The sequence below is a fragment of the Undibacterium sp. GrIS 1.8 genome, from assembly GCF_040544445.1.
Classification (GTDB): Bacteria; Pseudomonadota; Gammaproteobacteria; order Burkholderiales; family Burkholderiaceae_D; genus Undibacterium.
Genome location: NZ_JBEONQ010000094.1, coordinates 1 through 6,743 on the forward strand (window position 1 = coordinate 1; position 6,743 = coordinate 6,743).

6 protein-coding genes are annotated in these 6,743 nt (G+C 53.7%); 3 read left to right on the forward strand and 3 right to left on the reverse strand.

Annotated features, from left to right (window positions below):
- Positions 1-169: 169 nt before the first annotated feature.
- From AAKU64_RS21910 to AAKU64_RS21920, 3 genes are read right to left on the reverse strand one after another with little or no spacing between them, the layout of a single operon-like run.
- Positions 170-457 (reverse strand): addiction module antidote protein, encoded by a 288-nt coding sequence (locus tag AAKU64_RS21910; RefSeq protein ID WP_354363038.1) that lies wholly within the window; start codon positions 455-457, stop codon positions 170-172.
- 1 nt (position 458) lies between these two features.
- The gene (locus tag AAKU64_RS21915) at positions 459-755 is read right to left on the reverse strand and encodes a type II toxin-antitoxin system RelE/ParE family toxin (protein WP_354363039.1); all 297 of its coding nucleotides are present in this window, start codon (positions 753-755) and stop codon (positions 459-461) included.
- A gap of 51 nt (positions 756-806) precedes the next feature.
- Positions 807-3,794: a Tn3 family transposase gene (locus tag AAKU64_RS21920; protein WP_354363040.1), complete on the reverse strand. Its 2,988-nt coding sequence runs from the start codon at positions 3,792-3,794 to the stop codon at positions 807-809.
- A gap of 142 nt (positions 3,795-3,936) precedes the next feature.
- Here AAKU64_RS21920 and AAKU64_RS21925 point away from each other — a divergent pair, with 142 nt between their 5' ends.
- The 3 genes from AAKU64_RS21925 (at position 3,937) to AAKU64_RS21935 (ending at position 5,943) form a co-directional block, all read left to right on the forward strand.
- Complete coding sequence (locus AAKU64_RS21925; RefSeq protein ID WP_503012729.1) at positions 3,937-4,569, forward strand: recombinase family protein; 633 nt, start codon at positions 3,937-3,939, stop codon at positions 4,567-4,569.
- A gap of 77 nt (positions 4,570-4,646) precedes the next feature.
- Positions 4,647-5,204, forward strand: a complete 558-nt coding sequence (locus AAKU64_RS21930; RefSeq protein ID WP_354363041.1) for a cysteine hydrolase family protein — start codon at positions 4,647-4,649, stop codon at positions 5,202-5,204.
- Between the two features lie 4 nt (positions 5,205-5,208).
- The gene (locus AAKU64_RS21935) at positions 5,209-5,943 is read left to right on the forward strand and encodes a metallophosphoesterase family protein (RefSeq protein WP_354363042.1); all 735 of its coding nucleotides are present in this window, start codon (positions 5,209-5,211) and stop codon (positions 5,941-5,943) included.
- Positions 5,944-6,743 lie beyond the last annotated feature (800 nt).

Below are 6,743 nucleotides of genomic sequence, written 5' to 3' on the forward strand. Positions count from 1 at the left end.
CGGATGGCTTCATCGCGCAAGGCATGCACAAAGGAACGCCTCTGGTGATCAGTAGGCCAACCAAAGCCTAGCGTTTCTTGAGCGAGCTGTTGATGGGGTACCGTAAGGATTCCTTCGTAAATGAGTAACAGTGCTACATTTCAGGAATGGTGTCCCGGTGCGCGTATCGTCAGGCGTGAACTTTGGCTGTTAGATCGAGGCCAAGTGCCCTCATCACGGCGAGAGTGGTTTTCAGGGTTGGGTTGCCGTTCTCGCTGAAAGAACGGTAAAGCTGTTCGCGGGAAAGACCGGTTTGTCCGGCAATTTGCGCCATACCCTTCGCACGAGCGACCACTCCGAGCGCGTGCGCTATGTAACTGGCATCGTTCGTCTCGAACGCTTCGGCCATGAAGGTTGCCATTGCTTCGTCAGAAGCTAAATCCTCAGCGGGATCGTAGGTTGTCAGTTTTTCAGCCATTTCATTCACTCCATTCGGCAGCCAGGCGCTTTGCTGCCTTGATGTCTTTTTCCTGTGTACTTTTATCGCCGCCACACAGTAAGACGATAATTGTGTCGCCTCGTTTATGAAAGTAGATGCGATACCCAGGGCCGTAATGGATGCGCAACTCGCTAATCCCTTGTCCCACTGGTTCCACGTCCCCTGCATGACCGAAGCCGAGGCGGTCTAAGCGGGACGCGATCAAACCGCGTACCCGTTCATCCTTGAGCTGCATGCGCCATTTTCGAAAAGTTTCAGTTTGCTTTATCCCGATCATTTCTTATTGTAGTTTATAAACTACTCGGTGACAAGAATTTTTACGGGTTCGCTACATTTGGAACGTCACACCGTAGTCAATCGGCCCCAAATTCCGATCCCGCAGTTCATACATGCCGAAACGATTAGCGTGGTGCGTCCGGTACGGACTGAACGCCGCGGCCAATTCCGGTGTCAACTGCATCCCCTCCGCTTCCAGCTCCTTAAACGCCTGCGTCATCGTATGGCAGTTATGGAAAATCATCAGGTTGGCGATCAGATGATTGTACTTGATGATTTTCAACTGATCCTCGCGCACATTTTCCTCAATAGTGTCCGATCCGAAGTAGGCCCACTGCGCAAAGTTGTTGAAGCCTTCGCACTTGTTTTGCGCTGCCTGGATGACCTGGCGTAACGCATCATCGCTGATATATTCCAGCAGAAACATGGTGCGGACGACCCTGCCCAACTCGCGGAAGGCGAAGTACAACTTGTTTTTCCGGCTGGCGGTACCGGGCTTGCGCAAAATAGTTGATGGAGAAATACGCCCGGCGCGAATCGATTGCGCCACTTGCAGCATGTCCGGCAAATGGCAAGCAATCAAATCCCAATCGATAGCGTCCTTGGTAAACAGGTCGTCGATGTGTTGATACACTTCGTCGGCGGTCGGGCGGAACCATTTCAGGTCTTTCCAGTTGCGGATACGCGGCATTAATTTGATGCCCAGCAAAAACGCCAGTCCGTAAACCGGCGCGCTTTGCGCCTGGGTATCGCCATGCAAGGTGTCGGGCTGAATATCCGATTTGTTTTTGGTGAGTCCGTCCAGGATATACACTGCCTCCCATACGCCGCACGGAATGAAATGCGAGAACAGCGCGATATACGTGTCGCTGACGTGGTAGTAGGCGATGCCGCCATAGCCGCCGTAACGGATATGGCTCTCGGACAGCAGATTATTTTCGTAGAGATTCCATTGCGTGCCGTCTGCCGCCGCGCGTTTCGTGTCGCCCCAATAGCGAGGCAGTTGAAATTGATTGTACGCATTGATCGTTGTACAAATCGCGGCTTCCAGTTTTTCGGTAGTGACCTGTCTCTGATTGACAAACGACACCTGGCGCGCACTGACGTCAGCAATGTTTTTGGCAATTTGCGTTGGCCCCAAACCGGTGCCATACGCGAACACCGTCAGAATCTTGCGCCGATCTTCCTCTTGCAATTTCCCCTGGTGGCCGCTCAACGGGCCGAAATGCTTGCCCCAGCCAATCCATTGCATGGTATCGGCAAGCACGTCTAGCAACGATAGGCCCATGCCGTCGAGTTTGCGTCTCAAGGAGTCATCCAACTGCTTGAATCCGGCCGGCATTTCTTTTTTCTCTTGGCGACCCAACTTCGGTCGGCCATTGATGATCTTGAAATAGGCATTGTCCTGATAAGTCTTGTCCGCTTGCTGTGCCGCGCCCGTCAGCATGGTACGAACATGCTCGATAAATGCCTTGCTCTCGACCGGAAAGCCAACTTTCTCGCCATAATCGGCGCGTGTGCGTTCGCATTCCTCCATCGGCACGAGTTCGTCTCGGTGGTCTGAATAGGCATCGCTGCCGATCACGCAAAGATCGCCTGATTTCAATTCCCCGACCATTTGCAGGCAGACACATGCCTCGAACTGGCGGCGGTTAACTCGGGTCAGAACAGTATCGCGCTTGGCTTCGCCGGTCACCAACTTCCACCATTTTTCTGGAATCCAGACCAGATCGTCCGTGGTCAATTCTGTCTTACCTTTGCCCTTGAACGCCAGCCACTCGCTTTGCCGTTGGCTGTTCTCCAGCATGAAAGCCAACGAGCGCTCAAAGCTGGCGTCCTGGCTGGTGGACTCCAACATTAATTTACTCAAAATCCGCAGCATTTCCGCCCGCCGTGGCTTGAAGAATTTCCAGACAAAACGGCACTCGTTCTTGCCGCCATATTCCGCATGCAAGCGCGAGAACTCACACAAATCTGGGCGAGCCGTCACGGCTTGGTGCACTCCCTTCAATTGTTCGTCTGCCGATTGGACGGAATTCAAGAGCGTTTCCAGTGTCGCAAACCGGCGCAAAATCTCATCGGTCTTTTCTTGATTGTCGGCCAGATATTTTTCCAACGCTTCTTCGGCGCTATGCAACGCACGCTTCATCTGCTTGCAAAAAATAATGCAGAGATCGTCGATTACAAGCGCAAGGCGTTGCCGGATCAAGGCCAACGCAACGGTGTAGCGTTTGGCGGCGGCCATATCCACCATGCTGGCGGCATCAAGGCTGTTGCCTTCGAGTGCCCATTGTTTGATTTTGACGATCGGTATCGTCTTTAACAGGTGGGCGTGACAGGCCAACTCGGTCAACCTGTCATAGCGCTCAACCAAATAACGCATGCCGTCTATCGTCGGTTTGGCCGTATCTTGCTTGACATCGTTCCAGGGACTCACGCGGCGCGGATCGTCTCCGACCACAAAAAGCTTGTCGAGAAAGGTTCGTCCGGCATCGCCAAGCGCATCGTGGAGTTGCGTATGCAGCGCCTGATTCGTGGCGATCCGCTCGGCGCGAGCTTCCCGCAGCAGGGTATCGAATGCCGGCAACTCGTAGCGATGACGCACAAGTGTCTCGATGCCGATATTGATGATGTCGATGACATCTTCCTTGGTCAGTGCCGCTTCGGCAAAAGTTTTCCGCATCAGTACCTTGCCGTCGTCGCCGAACGGTTTGACCTCCAGAAATTCCCGCACCGCCGACAAGTGTTTGCGTCTCGCTTGAGAACAATCGTACTGCCGCAAATTCTCTCGATCATAGGGTTCCCCGATGCTGGATGCGACATGTTCGGCAATCGCATTCGGCACTTGCTCGGATTTTACAAAATAGCCCAACCGTTGATAGGTTTTTAACAGCAAGGCAAATCCCAGGCGCGTGGTGCTTGAGCGAGTCGTGGTGTCGCAACATATCCGCTCGGCATCAGTCACCGTATAGAAACGTTCCAATTCCGTTTGCGCCAGTCGGCTTTTGAATCGGGGATAGGCGGTGTCGCTTGGTTGCAATTTGGAAAGTTGGAAATTTATTAGTGCAAGAAAAACGACCGTTTATCTTGCACTCAAGAAAAGGGCCAAATAGGACGAAAAAACCACAAGAAAACTCATTGAGAAAATCAACACAATATTGTACCCTTGCTTTTAGCTTTTCTTGTACATTGGATGCATTATGTTGGTTGGGTATGTTCGCGTTTCCAAGAGCGATGGTAGTCAGACACTGGCACCGCAACGTGACGTGCTCATTGCTGCCGGTGTGGATCCAGATCGGATCTATTCGGATCTGGCGTCAGGCCGCAAGGATGATCGGCCTGGATTGAATGCTTGCCTCAAGGCCCTCCAGCCCGGCAACACGCTGGTGGTGTGGAAACTGGATCGGTTAGGCCGTGATTTGAAGCACTTAGTAACGACGGTGGATGAATTACGTACCCGCAGCATCGGCTTGAAGGTATTGGCCGGGACTGGTGCACAGATTGACACAACCACCGCAAATGGACGGCTATTTTTTGGAATTTTTGCGACGCTGGCGGAATTCGAGCGGGAATTGATTGCCGAGCGCACGCATGCGGGGCTTGCTTCGGCAAGAGCGCGTGGGCGTCAAGGCGGGCGCCCTCGGAAGATGGATCGTGCGACTGTGATGATGGCGATGGCCGCGATGGCTGACTCGAAAGCCAATGCCGCCGAAATTGCGCGCCGCTTGGATATTACGACCACGACGCTTTATGCGTATGTGAATGGTGATGGTACGTTGAAGCAAGCGGGACAGAAAATTTTGATTAACGCATAACGGAAACTGGCCGCTTACGGCCCAAGAGCAAACCATTTTATTGTTAAGATAATGCAATTGTTTTTTGAAAAAATCTTATGGCCAGACAAACAGCATTGATCATTATTGACATGCAAAAGGGTATGTGCAATAGCGCGCTTCGGTCGAGAAATAACCCATCCGCGGAAGACAACATAGCACGGCTTGCGGCAGCTTGGCGCGAAGCGAAGCAGCCGCTTGTCTGCGTGCGTCACGTCAGTCGCTCTCCCACCTCCGTGTTCGCTCCGGGCCAGAGTGGCATTGAGTTCCAGGAGCGCTTTGCGCCATTGCCGCATGAGCACGTTGTGGAGAAGAATGTCCCGGATGCGTTGATTAACACGGGACTCGAGCGCTGGCTGCACGCGCGTGGAATTCAGCAAGTCGTCGTTGTGGGCGTAAGCACCAACAACTCGGTTGAAGCCACAGCACGTACGGCGGGCAATCTTGGTTTTATGACGACAGTCGTTGCGGACGCCACCTTTGCCTTCGAGAAGCAAGACTACGCCGGTAACGTGCGCAGTGCCGAGGATGTCCACTTGATGGCCTTGGCAAACCTGCATGGTGAATACGCCGAGGTACGCACGACCGACGAAGTCTTGACTGCATTGAGAGCCTGAGCGAATGCGAATCGCACTCCTTTCCGACATCCATGGAAATTTGGCCGCGCTTGAGGCGGTCGCGGCCGACATCGAACTTCGGGCCGTGGATCAAGTCGCCAACTTGGGAGATAGCTTGTCCGGACCGTTGCTTCCACTCGAAACGGCACGTTTCCTGATGGCGCAGAACTGGGTTCACTTGGCTGGCAATCACGAACGACAAATTCTTGATGCCCGGTCGGGCTGCGGAGGCAGATCGGATCAGTACGCGCTTGGAACGCTGTCATCGTTAGAGTTGGACTGGCTGACGTCTTTGCCGCCCAGTGCAAAACTGCCGGATGACGTGCTGCTCTGCCACGGCACTCCTCATAGTGACTGCATAACCTTGCTGCAGACGGCAGAACGCGCGGCAACATCGGATGAAATTGACGAGCGCCTCGGCGAGGCTCGGGCCGACGTCATCGGGTGTGGACACAGCCATGTTGCACGGTCGGTTCGCGCGGGGTGTGGGACACTGATTGTCAATCCCGGTAGCGTAGGCCAGCCTGCTTATGCGGACGATTATCCATATCCTCATAACGTCGAGACTGGATCGCCCGATGCGCGCTACGCCATCCTCGAACAGCGCAATGGCCAATGGCTAGCCGCGCTCATTTCGGTGCCTTACGATGCTCACCCAATGGCGAAGCTCGCGCATGCGCGGGGCATGCCGGATGTCGCACATGCTCTGCTAACCGGGTATATGCCTAGCAATACGTAACACGACCGCTTGGCAGCGCTCTAGCATTCATGCTCATCTGCGCGACGTAAATTTGCCAGTGGCTACTTCGGGGGCGGTTCCGGTCATCCAGTAGCGCAGAAAGCCATTAATTTCATGGTTTTTTAGCATGTTACTCATTTACGCAGGAATCCTTACGGTACCCCAGTAATGTCAGCTTTATGCCTTCAGAGGCTAGTGCTGCAGACAAAAATAGACTGTTATGCATTGGACTTGATTATGAAAAATGGTGCGCCAGCAAAAGCCGGCAGATTGTAGTTGATGCAAGTTCAATATAGAGAAGGTATGGCGAATCACTCTAACCCCGAGTCATGCGATGTTCATCGTGAGATGCGCATCGAAGCGTTGACAGGGGACACCGACAGGCCAGCCATTGAGCCGCGAAATCAAAATTACGGGATGCCGACGGAGTCATTTTATTCGGAAGGCAACATGACACATGGCACTAATCGCAAGTCATATGTTGATCCCGCGCGGTCTGAGACCCTGTGCATGTCGGGAAGCAATTTGCACGGAAGCTGGGAGATCTCAACGGCGCCCGCAAAATTGCGCGGGCTGGGCGGAGAAGGTGCAAACCACAATGCCGCCATAGACGCTGGTGAGAAGTCGGATACGCCCGTAGTACCGAAGAAGCAGCCGAACAAAGGGAAACCTGCGGAGGATGTGGAGGAAAGGGGCGTAGCCAAGGGGGAGTGCGCAAGAGATTCCCGCTGACCGGACTCAGTGCCGGGAAACAGCGTTGACGGGTCTTGAGCGCATACGGGTGGCCGCTAAGAAAGATA

Excerpts from the sequence above, each read along its gene's own strand:
- AAKU64_RS21935 (WP_354363042.1), top strand. The coding sequence starts at position 5,209 with ATGCGAATCGCACTCCTTTCCGACATCCATGGAAATTTGGCCGCGCTT.
- AAKU64_RS21910 (WP_354363038.1), bottom strand. The coding sequence starts at position 457 with ATGGCTGAAAAACTGACAACCTACGATCCCGCTGAGGATTTAGCTTCT.
- AAKU64_RS21930 (WP_354363041.1), top strand. The coding sequence starts at position 4,647 with ATGGCCAGACAAACAGCATTGATCATTATTGACATGCAAAAGGGTATG.
- AAKU64_RS21915 (WP_354363039.1), bottom strand. The coding sequence starts at position 755 with ATGATCGGGATAAAGCAAACTGAAACTTTTCGAAAATGGCGCATGCAG.